The organism is Lutibacter sp. HS1-25 (assembly GCF_004121075.1).
GTDB lineage: Bacteria > Bacteroidota > Bacteroidia > Flavobacteriales > Flavobacteriaceae > Lutibacter.
This window is the reverse complement of record NZ_RHLN01000157.1, coordinates 93564-115154: the sequence shown is the minus strand read 5'-3', so window position 1 is coordinate 115154 and position 21591 is coordinate 93564. Positions and strand designations below refer to the sequence as shown.

The 21591-nt window shown below is 30.4% G+C and carries 14 protein-coding genes; 3 read left to right on the top strand and 11 right to left on the bottom strand.

Annotation, left to right across the window (positions count from 1 at the left end; translation table 11 throughout):
• Positions 1-13 precede the first annotated feature (13 nt).
• The 6 genes from EC396_RS16020 to EC396_RS15995 form a co-directional block, all read right to left on the bottom strand.
• Complete coding sequence (locus EC396_RS16020) at positions 14-3100, bottom strand: TonB-dependent receptor (protein ID WP_129367870.1); 3087 nt, start codon at positions 3098-3100, stop codon at positions 14-16.
• 518 nt (positions 3101-3618) lie between these two features.
• Positions 3619-3993, bottom strand: coding sequence for a cupin domain-containing protein (locus EC396_RS16015; protein WP_129367869.1), 375 nt, complete (start codon positions 3991-3993; stop codon positions 3619-3621).
• A 16-nt stretch (positions 3994-4009) separates the two neighbouring features.
• Complete coding sequence (locus tag EC396_RS16010; protein WP_129367868.1) at positions 4010-6298, bottom strand: alginate lyase family protein; 2289 nt, start codon at positions 6296-6298, stop codon at positions 4010-4012.
• A gap of 239 nt (positions 6299-6537) precedes the next feature.
• Positions 6538-7503: a sugar phosphate isomerase/epimerase gene (locus EC396_RS16005; RefSeq protein ID WP_129367867.1), complete on the bottom strand. Its 966-nt coding sequence runs from the start codon at positions 7501-7503 to the stop codon at positions 6538-6540.
• Between the two features lie 163 nt (positions 7504-7666).
• Entirely contained in the window at positions 7667-10252 is a 2586-nt protein-coding gene (locus EC396_RS16000) for a chondroitinase-B domain-containing protein (RefSeq protein WP_129367866.1), read from the bottom strand.
• 142 nt (positions 10253-10394) lie between these two features.
• Entirely contained in the window at positions 10395-11462 is a 1068-nt protein-coding gene (locus EC396_RS15995) for a T9SS type A sorting domain-containing protein (protein WP_129367865.1), read from the bottom strand.
• A gap of 228 nt (positions 11463-11690) precedes the next feature.
• Here EC396_RS15995 and EC396_RS15990 point away from each other — a divergent pair, with 228 nt between their 5' ends.
• On the top strand, positions 11691-12269 hold the full coding sequence (locus EC396_RS15990; RefSeq protein ID WP_129367864.1) for a hypothetical protein: 579 nt from the start codon (positions 11691-11693) through the stop codon (positions 12267-12269).
• Positions 12270-12382: 113 nt separating this feature from the next.
• Here the strand turns inward: EC396_RS15990 and EC396_RS15985 are convergent, their stop codons facing one another.
• Positions 12383-13345: a T9SS type A sorting domain-containing protein gene (locus EC396_RS15985; RefSeq protein WP_240665740.1), complete on the bottom strand. Its 963-nt coding sequence runs from the start codon at positions 13343-13345 to the stop codon at positions 12383-12385.
• A gap of 194 nt (positions 13346-13539) precedes the next feature.
• On the opposite strand from EC396_RS15985, the gene EC396_RS15980 reads away from it, so the two are divergent.
• Positions 13540-15960: a polysaccharide lyase 6 family protein gene (locus tag EC396_RS15980; protein WP_129367863.1), complete on the top strand. Its 2421-nt coding sequence runs from the start codon at positions 13540-13542 to the stop codon at positions 15958-15960.
• Between the two features lie 153 nt (positions 15961-16113).
• Here EC396_RS15980 and EC396_RS15975 read toward each other — a convergent pair whose 3' ends face one another.
• Positions 16114-17877: an ABC transporter ATP-binding protein gene (locus EC396_RS15975; RefSeq protein ID WP_129367862.1), complete on the bottom strand. Its 1764-nt coding sequence runs from the start codon at positions 17875-17877 to the stop codon at positions 16114-16116.
• Complete coding sequence (gene truA / locus EC396_RS15970; protein WP_129367861.1) at positions 17870-18622, bottom strand: tRNA pseudouridine(38-40) synthase TruA; 753 nt, start codon at positions 18620-18622, stop codon at positions 17870-17872. The genes EC396_RS15975 and truA overlap by 8 nt, the downstream gene beginning before the upstream one ends.
• Before the next feature lie 67 nt (positions 18623-18689).
• Here truA and EC396_RS15965 point away from each other — a divergent pair, with 67 nt between their 5' ends.
• Positions 18690-19184, top strand: a complete 495-nt coding sequence (locus EC396_RS15965) for a metallophosphoesterase (protein WP_129367860.1) — start codon at positions 18690-18692, stop codon at positions 19182-19184.
• Here the strand turns inward: EC396_RS15965 and EC396_RS15960 are convergent.
• Positions 19181-20875: a tetratricopeptide repeat protein gene (locus EC396_RS15960; RefSeq protein ID WP_129367859.1), complete on the bottom strand. Its 1695-nt coding sequence runs from the start codon at positions 20873-20875 to the stop codon at positions 19181-19183. The genes EC396_RS15965 and EC396_RS15960 overlap by 4 nt on opposite strands.
• A 152-nt stretch (positions 20876-21027) precedes the next feature.
• A complete protein-coding gene (locus EC396_RS15955; RefSeq protein WP_129367858.1) occupies positions 21028-21462 on the bottom strand; it encodes a DUF4293 domain-containing protein in 435 nt (144 codons plus the stop codon).
• Positions 21463-21591 lie beyond the last annotated feature (129 nt).

The window sequence follows — 21591 nt, the reverse complement described above, 5'->3', positions numbered from 1 at the left end:
TTTAACAGTTAAATTAAAAGTCTAAATTAATACCTAAAGATATTGTTCTAGCTATAGGATTTCCACCTCTTTGGTAACCATAGGTTGTAGGAGATGTATCGTCAATAGATTCAGGATTAAATCCAGTATAACCATCAGCAAACAAATACATTAAATTGTTTCCAGTTGCATAAACTCGTAAACCATCCATTTTCCATTTATCCATTAATTGATCAGGAAAATTAAAACCAATATTTACGTTACGTAAAACAACAAAAGAAGCATCTTGAACTATACTGTTGGTATAAATTTTTTCTTTGATAAATTGTTGATCTGGTGTTGTCACAGGATCAAAATCTTGTGAGCTATTGAAATGATTGAAAATATATTGATCTGCCATATTTCTAACTTGCGCACCGTGACTACCTTGGAACATAAAAGTTACATCAAAATCACCTATTTTGAAATCGTTTGTTAAACTCCAAATAAAGTCTGGATATGGATTCCCAAGAATTGTTTTATCATCATCATCAATAAGACCATCACCGTTTAAATCTTTTACATACACGTCTTGTGCTTGACCACCAACTGGGTGATAAGGATTTTTAAGATATTCTAATGGTATCTGTTTATCAACAACCCATCCATAGAATGAAGATATTGGGTTTCCTTCTAAGTTAATCCACTCAGCAGCTCTTTTCTCATCAACAGATTGAATTTGACCATTAGCTTCCGCAAAATCAACCAAGTTATTTTGGTTCCAAGAAGATAACCAAGTAGCACTCCATTTAAATTTTTGTTTGTTGAAGATTCTTCCTCTCAACTCTAACTCATAACCATAGTTTTCAACCTCACCAAGATTTACCAATGCACTACTAAATCCTGTAGTACTAGAAATTGGGTTGTCTAATAATAAATGGTCACTTTTTCTGTTATAATAATCAAAAGTACCTGTAATTGCTCCATTTAAAAATCCAAAATCAACACCTGGGTTAAACTCTACTGAGCGCTCCCATTGTAATAAGTTGTTTGCAATATTGATTGGGTTAAAGGCGCTTTGACCATTATATGTTTCAGCTTGCAACAATGCTAAAGAAGGATAAAAATTTCCTAAAACCTTACTATCTTCAACACTAACACTGTTTAAGTTAATATTGTTGTTACCAGTAACACCATAACTTACACGGAATTTTAAATTGCTAACTACTCTACTATCACTTAAAAAATCTTCTTGAGAAACTCTCCAACCAATAGAACCCGCAGGGAAGTTACCCCATTTATAATCGCTACCAAAAATTGAACTACCATCTCGTCTATAACTAAATGAAGCTAAATATTTATCGTCATAAGCATAAGTTACCCTACTAATTAAAGATTGTAATGTTTGCTCCCATTCCAATTCATTAGCTGCTGCAATTACAGCTGCATTGTTAATAGTTTTAACATCATCAGTATTATAACCAGTTCCTCTAATAGCTGAATATGTTGAATGAGCAGTCTCAGCCTCATATCCTAAAATAACACCAAGATCATTTTTACCAAAAGTTTTGTCGTAAGAAAAATAACTTGTTGATACAATACGGTTGTCTACTTGATTTTGATAATCCATTTGTGTAGCAGCTACACCGTTTCTACTTGACAACGTACCTTGGTATCTAGATCTTTCAGTATTGTTATATGTATGTGACAAACTAGTTGTAAAACTTAAATCATCAATAATATCATATTTAAGAAAAACACTACTAAACACTTTAAATTTGTAATCGTTACGGTCGCGCTCTAAAACTTTAGCACCCGGATTTGTATTAGAAGTATTGCTAATATTTGTACCACCAGAAGCAACTGGCATACCTAAAGTTAAGTCGTAACCATCAAACATCATTTGTTGTGCATAATCACCTATTTGAGCATTTGCCCATTTACCACCATCTTGTGTTCTGTTTACAAATTGAATGGTATTTTCATCTAAATATAACGGTAACCAAGGTGGTTGTCTTAAAATATCATGGGTAGAACCATCAAATCTTCTTGTGTCAGTATATGAAGGCGTAATACTTACACCAAAACTTACTTTTTTACTAACTTTGGTATCTAACTTTAACTTTAAACCATATTTTTTGAAATCGTCTGTTAATAAAACACCTTCATCATGTAAATAGTTCATTGCAGCACTAAATCTTGTTTTTTCACTACCACCTCTTGCACTTAAATTGTAACTTGTAATAGTACCACCATCAAAAATAATATCTTGCCAATCTTGATCAACGCCAATTAATTGCTTGTATTGAGTTTGAGCAGAAATTGCACCTGTAGCTGCCAATTCAGCTGCAGCAGTTTCAGCAACACTAAAATAGTATTCCTTACTTTGTTTAGCTTCTTTAATACCTGCATAAGTACTAAAACTAAATTTTGTATCACCTTGTTTACCATTTTTAGTGGTAATCATAATAACACCATTACCACCTCTTGAACCATAAATTGCTGCAGAAGCTGCATCTTTTAACACTTCAAAAGATTCTATATCATTCATATCTAAGTTTCCTAAAATATCTGAATCCATTACCAAACCATCAACAACTACTAATGGTCCAGAATCACCTGTAATTGATCCCGTACCTCTAATACGAATTGTTGGTGCAGAACCCACAGAACCATCTGTATTTGAAATACTTACACCAGACACTTGACCTGTTAAAGCTTCATCAACCCTAGCTACTGCTATTTGACTCAACTCTTCGTTTACCACTTTAGAAATAGACCCAGTCAAATGGCTTTTCTTTTGTGAACCATAACCAATTACAACAACTTCATCTAATTGATTTTGTGCTTCAGAAAGCTTGATAGACAAGTTATTTTGATTGGCAATAATAATTTCTTTTGTTTCAAATCCTACAAATGAAATTTGTAAAATATCCCCAGCTTTAACTTCTAACTGAAAATTTCCATCAAAATCGGATGTAGTTCCTTTGGTACTGCCTTTAACTAATAAACTAGCACCTGGAATAGGATCATTATTAGCGCCTGTAACCACTACCCCTTTCATTAAATAGCCACTTTGCGCTACTAAAGAAAGATTGAGCAACAACGCTAATAGTATTGTTAACTTAATTTTTAAATTCATAATTAGTTATTTTATATTAAAATGTTTGATTGATTAATACTTTTTAATTTTATTAATACCTTTATGTATTGGTTTTACATAGATTTAATATCTAGTTAGCTCTCTTCTTTACAAAAAATACAATGACTTACATTTTAAAATAAAATATTACCTTTGCAAGTATCATGTTTTTAGTAAAGTATTGACATGTTTTAAATTTACTTCCCTCCTACAAGAAGTATTTTTTTCTGAAGAGGATAAGTGTGCACTTATCCTTTTTTTTGTTTTTAATTCATTTACAGTTAGTCTCTTTTAGTTAATAATTATTAAGTAAGTTTTTGGTTTCCCAAAGTGGTTAACCACTTTGGGAAACCAAATATATGTTAATTTAGAGTTAAAAAAAAATATTTTAACAATTATTTTATATTACCCTAATTATTTACTTTTTTAACTATTAAAAAACAACTAACAATTTTTAAAACCCAACAAACAAAGCATTTAACTCATAAACTACTCTCTTATTGGACTGGCATATTTTACTACTTTTTATCTCCAAAATAAGAAACCCCACCACCACTTAAAAAATCCTCTCTTACAGGACTAAATGTGTCAATTAACATCCCTTCTTCTAAACAAATTGCACTATGCAATAAATTTGGTTCAATATACACTCCATCTCCTGCTTCTATAACTTTCTTTATACCATCAATTTCAAATTCAAATTTACCTGAAACACAATATGTGGCTTGCGTATGAAAATGTTGATGTGGAGAACCCAATGCGCCTTTCTCAAATTTAACTTGTACCATCATGATTTGATTATCATAACCTAAAAACTTTCTTGATACTCCACCACCAAGTTCTTCCCATTTCATTTCTTTTGTAATTATGTACTTTTCACTAAATCGTTTCATAATTTTATACTTTATTTTAATTAATAATTGTGTAATTATACGGACCTACCCATTGGTAATCCTTGTTATTTATATTTATACTGTGCTTACTTTCTTTTGACGCATCTTTTAATGAAAATATAAATAATTTTTGCTCTTTATTCATATTTTCAATAATTATCCCAATATATGCTACGGTATTAAAAGCTATTTCTAGTTTTTTTATACTACTAAATGCATTGGTAGCAATTTCACTTACAGGACTATAGTGCCCATGTGTTTCTAAAACTGAAACAAAATTGGCGTTTTTATTTTTAGGTTTTCTAATAATAAATGTAGGATCTTTTCTTAGGTTGAAATTTGGATCGTTTGCACCAATACTTGCAAAAATTAAATTATCCTTTTCTGAAACAACTGAAGAAAGTGTGTAAAAACTATTGTTATTAAACCAAGTAATTTGCGAATTACCTGAAGCTGCTTTTCCTTCAGCTTCTTTCCATAAATGTTGATATCCATTTTTAGTTCCTAAAGTTGTTAATGAAGTTTCCGATGCATATTTAAAGTTTGAAGATATGATTTGACCAAAATAGTAATAAGGTAAGTCGTATTGATTTTCTGTTTCAGAATTTACATTTACAATATCTAACAAAATCGGATTTTCAAAATAAGCATCCTTAATCAATGCCATTGTTCTGTGCAATTGTGTTCCCGGATACGCATTTACTTCAGTAGCACTTACTATTTGAACATTGGAATTCTCAACATCAAATAAATATTTATCTGAATGATTCAAATTTCCAGTTTCAAAATCTCCACCAAAGTGAGAAGTTTCATTTTGTATTACAGTATTATGCGCAATGGTTTGTTTTGCCCAAGTGGTATTTTCTTTTAAATAATTGCCACCACCTTTTTGCTGAATATTTACAAAACGAGCCAATCCGTAATCTTGTATTACCTCATCACCTCTATTGTAAAATGAAAAAGACAATTTATCGTAATGCCCGTGACTTAAGCCCTGAGCTGAATATTTCATAACCAAAGCAAGTTCGTTTTTAGCACCTTGCGCTCTTACAATTCCTAACCCACCTTGATCTCCGTTTGCACCATCGGTATATGCAACAGATTTTTTTATGAAAGGAGTCGCCAAACCATCACGAATACCAATAGCAACTGCCAAGCCAGTATCATCTAATAAAACCTCATCTTGCAATTGTGAAATTGATAACAATGAAGAATCATGACCTCCATAATAATATCCAATATCTACAGACGAAACCAATTCTCTTGAATAATAAGACATTCCTTTTTGTCCATCATTTAACGGAAAAAATTCACCATCAGCATCTGTTAAATTCAGTAACGTATTTATTGATTTTAACAAAACACCATTGTTATATTCAAAAATTTTGATATCAGGTTTTACATTTTGTAAAGCTTCAGCAAAAACCAAAAATGGATACATGGCATAACGCTGATAATAAGGCCCTTCAGTATAATAACCATCTGGCGAAAAAGGTTCATCAACATTGGCTAAAAAACCTACTTTTTGACCTTCTTTACGAATCAACCCACCGTCGTTGTCTTTTTGATTTGGATCTAATACATCCATTTTCATACCATACAAAGCACGATCCAATAAATCATCGTCATTCATCACCAAAGCAATCATACCAACAGCTACATTTCCCCAAGTACTATGGTTGTGAACACGGTTAAAAAATTGTGGATTTTCAAGTGAAATATAATCGGCAAATGGTCTAAACAAATTTGTTTCTAATTGGTTGCGTTCTTCTTCAGTTAAAAAATCATATACACAATCATAAGCCTGACTCACATACACCAACCAATTTGAATCGTTTAAACATTGCCAAAATAATTTACCACGAGCATAAGATCTTTCTTGTGGGTGAATTAGCAAAGTTGGATACAGTTTTTCATAAGCAAATAACATTTCTTTTACATACAAAGCGTATTTATCATTATCTAAAATTTGATATAAAACACCCGCTTTTTGCATAATTAAAAAATTCTTTTTATGACGCTCGTGCGTATATCCACCCGAAAAATCTTTTGGAATTGGCACATCAATACCTTCCAAAATTTCAGCATCAACCTCTTCTTTTACTTTTGCCAAAGTAGCATCAAAAATTGGAATAGTACCAAGCTGCGCTCTAATATCCTGAACTCCTTTTTTTGTTAAAATTAAACTTGGGTGTTGCGATTGAGATTGTAAACTAACAACATCTTTTTTTGTTTTATGATCACAAGAAAAAAGGACCGACAATAACACTGAAAAAATTAAAAATAAGTAAAAACCTTGCTTCATTGTAAATTGGTTTACCAGTTTGGTTTACCAAAAGTAGCTATAATAAATTTAAAAACAAAACAATCTTCGTTAATTTAACATTTAACTATGCTATATTACCTTAGGTTTTAAATTCAAATTTAAAAAATTAAATAAAAGCTAATATACCATTACATAAATTAGACAAGCAAACCCTTTCACAAAAATCAAATTCAGGATTATTTATAAACCAATATTTTTAAAACAAAAAACACCAAAGTTTAGGCATTATTCCATAATTTCTGAATAGCGTTTAAATCTTTTGTCATAGCATCAAAAACTACTTTTTTATCAACAGTAATTGTATCATTACCCTTTTCAGCCCCACCTAAATCGTATTCTAAATGCAAAGAAACTGGTGGCTTTAATTGATACTTTTTCAACAATTTAAAATACTTTGTAAAATCTACACACCCTTCACCAATTGGCACATTTACAGCGCCCCAAATACCATTGGTTTTTGCCCAAACAAAATCTTTTAATACAATTACTTTGATATTTGGCTTTAACAATTCAAAACCATTTCCCCAAGAATATCCACCTTCAACCATTGCATGTCTAATATCATATTGTGCACCAAAAGTTGTTGGGTCAACCGTTTTTAAAATGGCATCAACTTCCCAAAATGATGAGCCAACATTGCGTCCTGCATGATTTTGATAACATCCTATAATTCCTAATTCTTTATTAAGTTTCCCCAGTTTTTCAATTTCCTGTTGGTAAAAATCCAAAGAATCAGACATAGAAAGATCTTCTTTATATTTATACCAATTTGGTCGGTAAAATTTAATTTCTTCTTTTGCTGCTGAATGAATAACATCCACATCAACAGAATTATTAACAGATTCAATATTAGTGGTAATCATAATACAATTAGAACCTGCATTTTTAATATCTCGAACGGCAACTGGCAAATCTAATTTTACGCACTCTGGAAGCACATGACCTTTGGGTCTTACAGTTAAATCCACTCCTGAAAAACCCATTTCAGCAGTCATTTCTCCAACTTCCTTATAATCTAAAAACTGAAGATGTTTAGAAAAAATATGAACGTTAAGATTGCTATTTTCTAAATTATCAAATGTTAAAAAATTGTTGGCAAGACCAAAAATTGGCGTGCTTCCTAAGGCTGCCAAAGAGGAATATTTAACAAAATCTCTTCTGGAATGTATTGTTTTTTTATTCATAACTTCATATTTTAATAATTATAAACTTTAGAGCTTCTAAACAGCTATTAGTACTATTTAAAATGAAATTGAGCGAAGTATAAAAAAATTGTAAATTTTAATAACATCGCTCAATTGACCATTTTGGTTTCTTATGATTTTTAAATCTTAAATTTTAACCTATCTATTTTGAAATATAAATTAATTTAGAATAGGTAACATTACTATCATTTGTAAGCACTAACAAGTAAGTACCGTTTGCAATTGACGACACATCTAAAGGAATTTCAAATTGCATCGATGAAATCGTTTTATTTATCAACATGCGACCATCTACACCAAACAATTTAACAGATTTTACATTGTTATTTTTTGCCATAATATTTAAAGTACCTGTTGCCGGAATAGGATAAATATTTAATTGGCTAGCAAATTCATCTTCTTCAACAGAAAGCGCAGCTACCAAATTACCATAAAACTCAATCTCAGAAATTGAAGTCCAAGTACTTGGTTTAGGCTGACCGTAACCAACAATTTTAACAAATCTTACATTTGAAGCCACTGAAGGCAAGAAAAAACTTTTAAAAGAACCATCTGAATTGCTCAATAATTTCTCATCTGCAGTAAATGGGTTTGAAAAATCAACATCAGCTGTTCCTGTTGAAGAAACCCAAATTTGAAATTCATACGTTTTTCCGTTGGTAGAAGCAAAATCAACCAATTCTAAATCGTAATAAGCTCCCAAATCAAAAATTATGATTGCTAATCCGCTTGGATCTTCGGTTCCGTTTCCAGACCAAAGTGTGCTAAAACTTTTATCCAAACTATTGCCTGCAACATTGTTTTTTGTTGAAGTTACTTCTTCATGAGAAAAATAATTTACCACAACACCATCATTACCATTACCTAAATTATTAATCAATGTTAAATCTGCTTTAGGATCTGCAGCCGCTTGAGTAACACTTACATTTCTAGATTCTGAACCTCCCGCAACATTAACCAAAGCTGTTCTTTCAACAAAAGTTTCATTTTTACTTACAATAATATCAAAAGAACCATTTTCTGAACCTGTTGAAGGAGAGACTGAAATCCAATCGCTTGTTTCAGAAACAGTCCAGTTAGCTATATTTGAAGTTACGGTAACTGATTGTGATCCACCAGCAGCGTCATATTCAGAAACGGTTGTAACAGTTAAATTCTCAGAAATAGTACCATCATCAGCAACATATGGACCAACATCATTTGCTGTTAGGGGTGCATACCTTACAGACTCTGCGCTAAAATGATCTGCTCCTGGATTACTTAAAGCTGGTCTTGTTTGCCCTTCAATATCTGTACTTGCTGCTCCAGAAGAGCTATCATTGTATTTTGGAGTATTAGTTGTTGACCTATAAACACCATCATTCATTACTAAAAATGGATTTTCAGTTATAGCCTCATTAACTGTAAAAGTAGAACCATCATTTGTTAAAGTAGCAGTTCCTGTTGGATACATTAAATTATTTTTCCAAATAACTTCAGAGCCTTGATTGTTGATATAATTAACCAAACTATTGGTTGAACCAGTTACTAAATTATTAGCAAATAAAATATTTTGAACTTTTTTACTATAACTACCGTTATTATCAAAACCAATTTCAATACCATAATCGTTATTAACCAACGTATTATAAGCAATAACAATATCTTGTGGTATAAAATGTTTGCTATAACTAGTACTGGTTTCTAGCGCATCACCTTGAGTTATGGTAATTGGCGCATCCCATTTTGTACCATTTAAACCTTCAAAATAATTATTAATAATCACATGGTCTTTACCATATACTCTAATACCACCTGTATAAAGTGTTGCCCCATCAGGAGAAAGCCCTATTTCTTTTTCTCCACCAAAAAAATAGTTTCCTTCTACTCTATTTCTATTTCCATGTCTTAGAGATAAGGTTCCGTAACTTTTTATAAAAGTATTGTGTCTAATAATATTATCACTAGACTTAACCGATAAAATTTCTGGGTCACCATCGCAATTTTCAAACAAATTATATTCAACAGTTGTAAAACCGCTAGACATAGACATATCACTCCAACCTATTCTAATAGATTCTTGTTCGTTTACAGCTCTTGGGCCGTTATTTTTGAAATAATTATGATCAATTCTATCATTTTGAGATTGAACAACAGAATTTGTACCATCAATAGTTATGTAATGACCTGGAAGTGTTTTATTTTGAAAAATATTATGATCAATTCTATTATCGTGACTTAAATATTGATATGGTTCTGTAGTATCATCCCATACACCACCAATATAAACCCATTTAATAGATGATGTGGTTACTAACTCAAATACATTTCGGGAAATTCTAATGTTGTTACATCCGTCTAATTTCACTAAACTACTGGTACCTTCGCAATCCATTACAAAACCCTCTATAACTATATTAGACGATTGTTTAAGTCTAAAATGTGAACTACCTGTCAAGGTTACACCGCCAATAGTTTCGGCTTTAATAGTAATTGGGTCTCCCACACTTACAATGCCACTTATAGTTACCTGAAAACTATTATAAGTTCCATTATCAACAATAATTACATCTCCTGGAGCTGCTAAAGCAACAGCATCTTCTAAATCATTATCACTTGTAACATGAGTTACTGTTTGCGCAATTGAATTGAAAGATAAAACGAATAAAAAAATGAGCGCAAAATAATTTTTTAAAGGTTTAAACAATACCGAATTTAATTCGGTTTTAATAAAAGTAAATTTGTACATAAATTAAGTTTAAAAGGTTAATTAATTTGGTTTACCAATTTGGTTAACCAAATATAAAACTTTATTTAAATACTTAAGGAATTTTAATTATTTATTTTATTTTAACTTAAACCAATAATATTTTAACTTAAATCATACCAATTTAATTAATAACTAATTTTTGCACACCAACATTTATTTGATTGTTTTTAAACACAACAAAATAAATTCCTGAAGTTAAATTTGAAATATCAATAATGCGGTTACTTTCTGGTTGTAACACTTTTACAACACTACCTAAATAATCGAAAATTTCGATGGAATTAATTGGATATAAAGAGTTGTTTGTAAAAAAAACATTTTGATTTGATGGATTTGGATATATGATAACATTTTTTTGAAGAAGCTCAATTTCTTTCACAGATAAAGTAACCAACTCTTCAATACTAAAATTAGCAAATAATAATGTTTCATCTCTTAAATTTAAAGGATTATTTAAACTTCTGTAAATACCCCATTTAGGTCTAACAAAACTAGCATCGGCTCTCCAATTTACAATTGAATTATTTAAATAACTAAACATTAAAGTTCCATCACTAACTTTTTGAATATCTATTTTATAAGTACCATTTAAACCATACTCAATGGTTTCGGTTACTTCTACCCAAGTTCCAATAAAAGGAGTCAAATCTGTCTCTTTTAAAGTAATTTGAGTAGATGTTTCAGCATAGCGCAACTGAAGTTTATCTGGACTTCCTTTTCGAGTTGTTAAGGTGTACATTGGCATACTTTCTAACAACCCTCCAACTGATTTTAACTGATGAATATGCGTAAAACTTGAAGATGATTGAAAACCAGTTGGCAGTTTAAACTTCCATTTATAAATAACTTTTTCACCACTCACACCCAACAAATTATCAGGTGATTTGTCGTAAGTTTTTATTTCATTTCTCTGACGGTCTAAATTGATACATCTATCATTATTAGGTATTGTATGTATCAAAAAACGGAATACATTTATATTTAATTCATTATCAAAAACCTCATCAATATGTCTTCCAAATTCAGTATGACTACAATCTGGCGCCTCAACAACATTATAACCTGGAGCTAAAACAGCATTAATTAATTCGTAGGTATCTCCAGGTCCATTTGCATTTAACAAAACTTGAGCAACTTGATTTTGAGAGATTAATATAATTGCTAAAAATACATATAATTTAATTTTCATTTGACTAGATACCTTATGGTTAACCAATTTGGTTTTCCAAAAATAGGTATATTTAGTTGTTATAAAAAATTAAGATCCCAAATAAATATTAATTACACTCTCAAAACATTAAGAGAAAAAAGTTAAATATTTATAGCTGATAGCTACATTAATTTTTCACCAAGTTACTTACTATTATTAACTCCAATTTATTACATTTGATTTTACCAACAATCAAAACACTTAAAAATGCTAAAAAAAACAACCTTATTACTTTTATTAATCTTTACAGTATCGTCTGTATTTTCTCAAGAAGAAGGAACTGTTTCTTCTGATTCAAATGAAACATATCAACCTCAAAACCCAACTACAGAAACCAAAGTAATTTATAAAGCTCCAGATTTTAAAAAATTTTGGAACTTTGGAGGAAACATTGGACTGTCTTTTTGGAATGGAGGTACAGATATTTTAATTGGCCCAAAAGCTTATTATAATATTTCACCTAAATTTTTAACAGGTTTTGGAGTTACTTATATGTACTCTGAATACAAATCAAATGTATCTAATTATCACTCCAACTCTTACGGAGGAAGTGTTTTGGCTGCATATAGACCTATTAATTACATACAAATTTCTGCTGAATACGAGGGACTTCAAACAAATTATAGTGGATATTTTAAAAACGAATATTTTTCAAATGCGCTATTTCTGGGAATTTCGTATGTTGCACGTAATGTTTCTTTTGGTATAAGATATGATGTACTTTATAATTCAAATAAAAGCATTTACGGTTCAGCATGGAATCCTGTGATTGGATTTTACTTTTAAAACCTTCACAATCTTATCACTTATGCTAAAAAAAGTCCTTCACAAATGAGAAGGACTTTTAAAACAATTGAATTTATGAATTTCAATTAACCAAACTAAATTACGTTTATATATTATTCAACAACAATTTTTGTAGAATACTGATTGTTGTTACTGCTTAATTTTAAAATGTATACACCTTTATTTAGTGACGAAACATCTACACCATTTTTTACCAATCCTTTTTGATCTAATACCAATTGACCAGTTAAATTATAAACTTGTACATTAGTAACATCAACAGATTTAGATTGTATGTTTATAAAACTTGATGCTGGGTTTGGGTACAAACTAAAGTAAGTAGAGAATTCATCGTCTTTTACTGAAGCAGTTGTTGTTACAGAAAGTGATATATTATCGTAAAACACTTCATTATTATTATCAACAGCAGCCGAAGCTCTAACATAAATAACAGCTATACTTGCAGAGGCTGTAAATGTAAATGTAGTAGTAGTGAATGTATCTTCAGTACTAGAAGATTTGGTAGCGTTAAAGTCGTTTGTAATAGTGGTGAATGCATCTACTCGAGAATCTGCAGATCCATTCTCAAGACCAGACTCAGTAACAATTTCTTGATTTAAAATAAATACTTCTGAAGAAACGTTTGCTGCCTCAGAACGAGAATCAATAGAAAAAGTATAATTAGTTCCTGGAGTAACAGCTATAACTTGGTATAAACGACGACAAGTTGAACTAATTTTCACCCCTCTTCCATCACCAGCATTTGGTCCAAATTTGTTACCGTCTGACGTAGAACCTGGTTGCTCACTTGTATTACCACAATTAGTGCCTAGCCAACTATCTAAATCCGAATTATTCCATAATGCATTATAAGGGCTAGACACGGTACCGTCAATAGTACTAGGAGGTGTCATGTCAAAGGAATCAGCATTGTCATTAACATCAATTGTATGATTGCTACAAGTACCATTTAGTACAAGATTAGTTTGACTCCATCCGAAATTAATACACAAACAGAATACCAATAGCGTAATAAATGTTTTAGTTTTTGTTGTAAAAAGTAATGTTTTCTTCATAATAAAAGTTATTAAAAATTAAGTTATACAGTTTGTATTACACTTGTAACAAACTATCTATTAAACTGTTAAAATTTTAACAACAATTTATATCAATATTTATTATAAATGAATATATTTGGTTTACCAAACTGGTTTACCAAAAGTAGTTTAAAAATAATGAAAAATCAAAACTTAATTTAATAAATTTTAAAATGACTAAAAAACCGCTTATCATAATTTTACTGTTGCTATGCTTTCAGTTTATAACAACCGCACAAAATACAGCTCCGTCTGAAGTTAAGGTTTCAAATATTGAAGAATTTAACACTGCAATTAAAAATGCAACTCCCGGAACAAAAATTATACTTAAAAATGGCGAATGGAAAGATGTTCATTTTAAAGCATTTGGCAATGGTACAAAAGAAGCTCCTATTGTAATTTCAGCAGAAACCAATGGTGAAGTTATTATAACTGGAGATGCTAGGTTAAATATTTCAGGTGAATACATAATTGTATCAGGACTTTGGTTTAAGGATGGTACGCCAACTTCAAAATATTTAATTGAATTTAGAAAAGATTCTAAAGAATTTGCAAACAATTGCCGTTTAACAAATTGTGCAATTACCAATTACAATCCTATTGATGCTAGTATTGAAAATCACTGGATAGATATGTGGGGGAAAAATAACCGAGTAGACCACAATAATTTTACAGGAAAAATCAACGCAGGAACCACACTGGTTGTTTGGTTAAAGGGTGAAGAACATACTGAAAATAACCATCAAATAGACCACAACTTTTTTGGTTACAGACCAGATTTAGGTGAAAATGGAGGAGAAACCATTAGAATTGGTACAAGCGAAAACGCTATGAAATCTTCAAAAACATTGGTAGAATTCAACACTTTTAAACATTGTAATGGTGAAATTGAAATTATCTCTAATAAATCTTGTGACAATATTTTTAGAAATAATTTATTTATTGAAAATGAAGGTACTTTAACGCTTCGCCACGGAAACAATGCATTGGTTGAAAACAACGTTTTTATAGGTAACAACAAACCTAAAGTTGGTGGAATCAGAATTATTAATGAAGGTCATATTGTACGTAACAATTTATTAGTTGGTGTTACTGGTGATGATTTTAGAGGTCCAATTGTTATTATGAACGGAGTTCCAAATTCACCATTAAATCGTTACAATCAAGTTAAAAATGTAAGCGTTCAAAACAATACGCTGGTAAACTGTAGCGCTGTTCAATTTGGAGCAGGAAAGGATGACGAACGTACTTTAGCACCTATCAATACGGTATTTGCCAATAACTTAATTACAAACAATACCGGAAATGCAATTTCAAATGAGCAAGATGTGGTTACAGGAATTTCATTTTTTGGCAATATTGTAGATTCAGATGCAAATGTAGATCCAAATCAGTTTACAAAAGCAATTTTAGAATATGCAATTTTAAAGGGTATCCCAATGCCAACTTCAAAAAATGAAATTTTAAAAACTGCTAAAAAAACTACTGCTAGTCCAGATTTAGATATGACAGGCACTAAAAGAGATTTGTATGTTTCTGGTGCTTTTAATTTAGACAACATCAATTACCCAAGTGTTATCAATGCAAAATCAGGTCCATTTTGGAATGTTACTATTGAAGAACCTGTAACATCAGAAGCCGCTGATGTTGTAATTAATGTAGAACCTGGAGTAGAAACTTTAAATAAAGCCATTAAAAATGCAGGTAAAAAAGGGACATTGATATTAAATTCAGGAATATATTTATTGCAAAAAGCAATTAAAATAAGTGGTGATATTGTTATCAAAGGAAATACAGCAAATGGTGATGTTGTTATTAAAATGGCAGAAGATATTGAAAAACCACTTTCTTATATGTTTAGAGCTGAAGAAGGTACTCGTTTACAATTCGAAAATTTAACCATTGATGGTGATGGCAAAACAGCTGCAAAATACGCTGTAGTTTCACCTGATGAAAATATGTCTGGAAAATACAATTTGTTTATAGACAATTGTACCATCAAAAACTTTTCTAATACCGATGGAGGTGCTGTATTTAAGGCTTATGTAGGTACTTTAGCAGATACAATTAGTATTAAAAATTCGAAAATTGAAGACAGCTACCGCGGTTTAAATTTATCTTATGAAAAAGATTTATATGGAAAATACAATGCTGAAATGATTATTTTGTACAATACTGTATTTGAAGACATGAAAGAATATGCTGTAAATTATATTCGTAATGGTATAAATCCATCAAATTACGGCGGTAAAATTAGCATAGACCAATGTGTTTTTAGCGATGTTTACAACAATGAAAAAGGGTATATGATAAAAACAAAAGGTATTAATGATGTAGCCATTACAAACAGTGTTTTTGAAATAAGTTCTCCAACTGCCGTAACTGTAAACTTGAGTGGTGCTAATAACAGCATTGAAAATTGTGTAATGTCTAATGCTGGTATTGTTAAAGTTACAAACCAAGCTAAATCATCAAACATTATATATAAAAATCCGAAATGGGACGACTCTAAATTATTTATCCCAAGTGCCAAATCTCCATTAATGAAAGAAAATAATGGAATTGCACGTATTGGCTTGTTACCAATAAAATAACAACTTACCTTAATTCAATTAAAAACCTTGACAATCTTATTTGTAAGATTTCAAGGTTTTTTTATTTGCTGAAATATTTTATGCTAAGTTTTTGAATAATTGAAAACAACAAACTTTAATAAAAACTAAATATTGTTACGCTTTTAAAAATAGCTATACAATGTCTTGCGAAAATTGCATATCGTAAAGATTTTTATAATAACCATTTTTATCAAGCAACTCTATATGTGAACCTTGCTCAACAATTTCACCTTTGTCCATTACAATAATTCTATCGGCTTTTTTAATGGTTGTTAACCTGTGTGCAATTATTATTGATGTTTGGTGTTGGGTAATTTTATCAGTTGCTTTTTGAAGTAATTTTTCTGAATATGAATCGATAGATGAAGTGGCTTCATCTAAAATTAACACACTTGGTTTGCTAACATAGGCACGTAAAAACGCAATTAATTGTCGCTGACCTGAAGATAACATAACGCCACGTTCCTTTACATTGTAATAATAATTATTAGGTAAAGTCATAATAAATTTATGAATGCCAATTTCTTTGGCTGCCGCTTTTACATCATCTAAAGTAATGTTTTCATTACCTAAAATAATATTGTTATAAATTGTGTCTGAAAATAAAAAAACATCTTGTAAAACTACTGCAATCTGTTTTCGTAAAGATGAAATGGTGTACTTTTCAATATTTTGATTGTCTACACATATTTCGCCTTTGTCAATCTCGTAAAATCGATTTACCAAATTGATAATGGTAGATTTACCTGCGCCTGTAGCACCAACAATTGCAACCGTTTCACCCGCTTTTACTTCAAAAGAAATTCCTTTTAAAACTTCTTCATCGGGAATATAACTAAAATGAACTTTTTTAAATTTGATATCACCTTTAAAATGTGTTGCCTCAACTTCACCATTTGCAGCTATCTGACTATTGGTATCTAAAATTTCAAAAACACGATCTCCTGCAACCATTCCCATTTGTAAGGTATTGAATTTATCTGCAATTTGACGCAATGGTCTAAACAACATTTGCGACATCATAATAAACGCAATAATTTGTCCGGCATCAGAATTTCCAGATTTTATAATATCCATACCACCATACCAAACCAACAAACCTACTGCAATTGACGATAAAATTTCAGCAATTGGAAAGAAAATAGAATAGTACCAAACTGTTTTAACATGTGCCTTTTTGTGCTTGTCGTTAATTTTTACAAAATTGTTGTATTCAATTTTTTCACGGTTAAAAAGTTGCACAATATTCATACCTGTTACGCGCTCTTGTACAAAACCATTTAAATTTGCGACTTGTAATCTCACCTCTTGAAATGACGCTTTTATTGCCATTTGAAATATTTTGGTAGCGTAAATTAAAATTGGCAAAACTATAAATGAAATCAATGCCATACGCCAGTTCATCCATAACATTACCAATGCCACAACAAACATTTTAAGTACATCACTAATAATCATAAATAAACCTTGTCCAAAAAACTGAGCAATTGTTTCTGTATCAGAAACCAGTCTTGTTACCAATTTACCAACAGACGATTGATCAAAATAAGCCATTTTAAATTGCAACATATGATGCTGTAATTTTACACGTATATCTTTAATAATATTTTGTCCCAGCCAGTTTACTTTGTAAATAAAAATGAATTGTAAAAACACTTCGGAAACTAAAAAAACAACCATTAATATTGAATAATAAAGAAGTCCTTCTCTGTCTTTTATTTCAAAATAGTCGTTCACCATTTTTTGCAACAAAATAGGTTTTGCCACAGATACTAAAGACAATAAAATAGCCGAAAAAGCTCCTATAAAAAATTGCCAACGATAATTTTTGGCAAATCCTAAAAGGCGCTTAAATATTGCTGCGTCAAAAGCATTACCTTGCTCTTTTTTACTCATGTATAAATATTGTTTTTGGGTATATTATTTCTGTTAAAAACAACCCTTGAGGTGGTGCAGATGGTCCTGCATTACACCTGTTTTCACTTTTTATTATTTGTTCAAATGCTTCTAATGAAGTTTTTCCTGTACCAACATCTAACAAAGTTCCTACTATGGCTCTCACCATATTTCTTAAAAATCTATTTGCTGAAATATGAAAAACCAACAGTTTATCAGTTTTAACCCATACTGCTTTTGTTACATTACAGTTATAAGTTGTAACATCTGAATTTGATCTTGAAAAACATTTAAAGTTGGTGAAAGTTAGTAAAATTTCAGCTGCTGCATTCATTTTATCAATATTTAACTTTTTATTGGTATGCTGCCAAGTTGTTTCAATTTCAAACGGATTTCTACCTAAAAAAATACGGTATTCATAACTTCTGCTTGTTGCATCAAAACGCGTATGTGCATCATCAGTAGTTTTTAGCAAATCATACACAACTATATCATTTGGCAATAAAGCATTTACTTTGTAAACAATTTTATCTATAGCTAATTCGTTTTCAATATCAAAATGCGCATACATTTGAGAAGCATGAACGCCCGCATCTGTTCGGCCTGCTCCACTTACATTGATGTCTTCTTTTAAAATTACAGAAAAAGCTTTGTTTAACAATTCTTGAACAGTTACAGCATTTGGCTGTAATTGCCAACCGTGATAGTTTGTGCCTTTATATGCAAATTCTATAAAATATCTCAACTGAAATGTTATTTTTGTACGATTGCAAATATACAGGATATTTGTGATTTAGGAATTTTACAGCTGCATGAAAAAAATATTATTACTCTCTGACACCCATAGCTATATTGACGACCAAATTTTAAAGTTTGTAAAACTCGCTGATGAAGTTTGGCACGCAGGTGATATTGGCGATTTTGCAGTTATAGACGAAATTAAAAAAATAAAACCTGTAAGAGCTGTTTATGGCAATATTGACGATGCTTTGATAAGAAGTGAATTTCCGCTAAATAACCGATTTACTATTGAAGATGTTGATGTTTGGATTACGCATATTGGTGGATACCCAAATAGATATGATGTGAAAATTAAAAATGAAATCACTAAAAATCCACCAAAATTATTTATAAGTGGTCATTCGCATATATTAAAAGTAATGTTTGATAAAAAACTAAATTTACTTCATATGAATCCTGGGGCAGCTGGAAAACATGGGTTTCATAAAGTTAGAACAATGCTACGCTTTGAAATTAATCAAGATAAAATTTCCAATCTAGAAATTATTGAATTGGAAAAACGTTAGTAAACGATAGGTACAGCTATATAAACTCGGGTTCCATTTTCTGTTGAAGTAATTTTAAAAACACCTTTTAAAACTTCAACTCTGGCTCTTACCTGACTTAATCCAATACCAGATGTTACATTTTCAGCATCTACATCAAAACCTTTACCGTTATCAACAACAAGTATTTGCAACATGCCGTTTAATTGTTCTAATTTAACATTTCCTATAGTTGCACCGCTATGTTTTAGCAAATTATCTATCAAAACATTGATCATATTGAATATTTTTATTTCAAAATTACTCTCAAATCGATCCATATTTTTAGACTCACAATTTATAACAACTGTGGTATTTGAAGAATTTTCACACACATCTTTAACCGCTTCTGCCAAGCCATGTTTTAACAAAATTGCCGAAATTAAAGTATGAGACAAAGATCTAACCTGCAATGAAGCTTCAGAAATAATAGATTTTGCTTTTTCAATTTCAGTAGGAATACTGCCGTTCAATTGCATTCCACCAGCATAAAGTTGTAAATTTGCCGCCGAAAGCATTGCACTTACATTGCCATGTAAAATATCTGCTATTTTTTTTCGCTCTTCAACCCTACCATCTAAAGTTGCAACCAAAATTTTAGCTTGTGATTCGCTCTTAATTTTGTCTAATCTATTTTGATGCATCAATTGCTCTTGAAAAATTAGCAATTTGTGGTTCTTTTTATTCAATTTAAACAATTGAAACATTCCAAAAATTCCACCCAATAAAATCAAAATAGCCAAACCCAAACCATACGATAACATTTCAGCACTTTGTCGCTTAGATTTTTCAATTGCGGCTTCTTTTTCTTTTGTAGCAACCTGATATTTAGATTCAATTTCGGTAATTTCTTTGTATTTTAATTCTTGCTGCAACGAATCGTTTAAATCAACAAATTTATCTTGAAATTCAAATGCCCTTTTATAATCACCAAGCTCGTTATATGTATATGCTAAATTTATATAGGAAGTACTTCTGGTCTTTTTTTGCAAATCACTTTGTCCAAAACCTACTAAACTAAATGCTTCTTCAAAAGCAAAAAGCGCTTCGTTAAATTTGCCTTGCATATAATAAATGCCTCCCAAATTATTTAAAATTCCAGCTTCAATATCATTATTACCAATTAATTTTTGATAATTTGCTGCAATTTTTGAGTGCTCAATTGCTTTGTTGTAATCTTGTTCTAAATAAAATATCCCCGATAGATTTGCGTGTAATTTTGCCAATAAATTTTTATCGCCATTAATTTCATCAGCAAAATTTAGCGCCTTTTCATAATTTACTTTTGCAGAATCTAGCTGATTGTCTAGTTGAAAATTTCCTCCTTTTAGAAAATATACATATCGGATTTTCTCTACATTGTTTTTAATTAAAGGTAATATTTCATTAAATATTTTATTTGAGTTTTGATAATCTCCATTATCTCTAGAGATATTTGCCAGCAATATTACAGACTCAATTACCAATGCGGTATCTTTCTTTTTTTTTGCTTCTGCTACAAAAACATACAATTTCTCAAGAGCAACTTTTGTATTGCCATTTGCTAGTAAATTATTAATATCTTTTAATTGAATACTGTCAATAGGACTTCTATTTTCAATAGTAAATGAAAATGAATTTGCTTTAGCCAGAAATAAAGTTAGGATAAATAATAATGGTTTAAAAAATTGCATTTAATTTTAAAATTAATTTTGTTTTAAGACTTTCAAAGTTAATAAAATTAATCATCAACCTTAAACAAATAGATTTTGAACTAAATGCAAAAAACCATTTCAATAAAAATTGAAATGGTTTTCCTTGCACTAAATATACTAAGATGTTAGGTCTATCGCAATCTATCCACAGATTTTACAAGCTCTTCATCCTTTTTAATTGCTTTATTCGCCAAAACGACTAAAACAATACAAAAAACAGGAATAAGCAACCCAATACCTTTCTCAGAAACATTAATTTCTCCAGATAAATTTTGTGTAAAATATACGAGTATACCTAATAAAATAAAATTGATCAAAATTGATAAACGCCCTAAAACAAATTGCAATTGTCTTTTTTTATATTGAAATATTGCAACAAAAGTAAAAAAGGCAGAAACAAAAAACAATAGTGCCATAGCTATTAACATACCGTTACCTGAGGAAAGGGCATTTTTGGCAAAAAAAACATCACCATCAACAGTTTTCCATAAGTCTGCAAAAAAAACACCTACTACAGAAAGTACTGTTGCTATTAATAAATATACCGATTGTATTCTTTGAATCATAAATTGTACTAATTGTGGCAAAAATACATTTTATTTTTAAAGAAATAAAAATTAGTAATACAAAATAAATTTATATATTTGCAATATACTACTACATAGCAGTATACAAGTACTACCATAGTTAAAATT

What these genes read in the sequence shown, in the direction of transcription:
- EC396_RS16020 (WP_129367870.1), bottom strand. Translation starts at nt 3,100, where the DNA reads ATGAATTTAAAAATTAAGTTAACAATACTATTAGCGTTGTTGCTCAAT.
- EC396_RS16015 (WP_129367869.1), bottom strand. Translation starts at nt 3,993, where the DNA reads ATGAAACGATTTAGTGAAAAGTACATAATTACAAAAGAAATGAAATGG.
- EC396_RS16010 (WP_129367868.1), bottom strand. Translation starts at nt 6,298, where the DNA reads ATGAAGCAAGGTTTTTACTTATTTTTAATTTTTTCAGTGTTATTGTCG.
- EC396_RS16005 (WP_129367867.1), bottom strand. Translation starts at nt 7,503, where the DNA reads ATGAATAAAAAAACAATACATTCCAGAAGAGATTTTGTTAAATATTCC.
- EC396_RS16000 (WP_129367866.1), bottom strand. Translation starts at nt 10,252, where the DNA reads ATGTACAAATTTACTTTTATTAAAACCGAATTAAATTCGGTATTGTTT.
- EC396_RS15995 (WP_129367865.1), bottom strand. Translation starts at nt 11,462, where the DNA reads ATGAAAATTAAATTATATGTATTTTTAGCAATTATATTAATCTCTCAA.
- EC396_RS15990 (WP_129367864.1), top strand. Translation starts at nt 11,691, where the DNA reads ATGCTAAAAAAAACAACCTTATTACTTTTATTAATCTTTACAGTATCG.
- EC396_RS15985 (WP_240665740.1), bottom strand. Translation starts at nt 13,345, where the DNA reads ATGAAGAAAACATTACTTTTTACAACAAAAACTAAAACATTTATTACG.
- EC396_RS15980 (WP_129367863.1), top strand. Translation starts at nt 13,540, where the DNA reads ATGACTAAAAAACCGCTTATCATAATTTTACTGTTGCTATGCTTTCAG.
- EC396_RS15975 (WP_129367862.1), bottom strand. Translation starts at nt 17,877, where the DNA reads ATGAGTAAAAAAGAGCAAGGTAATGCTTTTGACGCAGCAATATTTAAG.
- EC396_RS15965 (WP_129367860.1), top strand. Translation starts at nt 18,690, where the DNA reads ATGAAAAAAATATTATTACTCTCTGACACCCATAGCTATATTGACGAC.
- EC396_RS15960 (WP_129367859.1), bottom strand. Translation starts at nt 20,875, where the DNA reads ATGCAATTTTTTAAACCATTATTATTTATCCTAACTTTATTTCTGGCT.
- EC396_RS15955 (WP_129367858.1), bottom strand. Translation starts at nt 21,462, where the DNA reads ATGATTCAAAGAATACAATCGGTATATTTATTAATAGCAACAGTACTT.